Source organism: Myxococcus llanfairpwllgwyngyllgogerychwyrndrobwllllantysiliogogogochensis (genome assembly GCF_006636215.1).
In the GTDB taxonomy this organism is placed as follows: Bacteria; Myxococcota; Myxococcia; order Myxococcales; family Myxococcaceae; genus Myxococcus; species Myxococcus llanfairpwllgwyngyllgogerychwyrndrobwllllantysiliogogogochensis.
The window spans coordinates 1-411 of record NZ_VIFM01000900.1 but is presented as its reverse complement, the minus strand read 5'-3'; the positions used below and the strand labels follow the sequence as shown (position 1 = coordinate 411).

Sequence of the window (411 nt, the reverse complement as noted above, 5' to 3'; positions counted from 1 at the left end):
CAACTACAGCTGGGCAGAGGCGATCAGCCTGCTGCGCAACAACCGCGTAGTGATCCTCTCCGCTGGTACCGGCAACCCGTTCTTTACCACCGATTCCGCAGCCTGCCTGCGCGGTATCGAAATTGAAGCCGATGTGGTGCTGAAAGCCACCAAGGTTGACGGCGTATTCACCGCTGACCCGGCAAAAGATCCTTCTGCCACCATGTACGATCAGCTGACCTACAGCGAAGTTCTGGAAAAAGAGCTGAAAGTCATGGATCTGGCGGCCTTCACCCTGGCGCGTGACCATAAATTACCGATTCGCGTCTTCAACATGAACAAACCTGGCGCCCTGCGTCGCGTGGTGATGGGCGAAAAAGAAGGCACATTGATCACGGAATAATTCCCGTCAGCGCCAAATCCGGGTAATAT

Annotated in this window: 1 protein-coding gene; it reads left to right on the top strand. The window is 55.0% G+C overall.

Annotated elements, in window-relative coordinates; all coding sequences use genetic code 11:
• A partial coding sequence (locus FJV41_RS56245; RefSeq protein WP_368773791.1) for a uridine monophosphate kinase occupies positions 1 to 382 on the top strand: 382 nt, incomplete at its 5' end.
• Positions 383 to 411 lie beyond the last annotated feature (29 nt).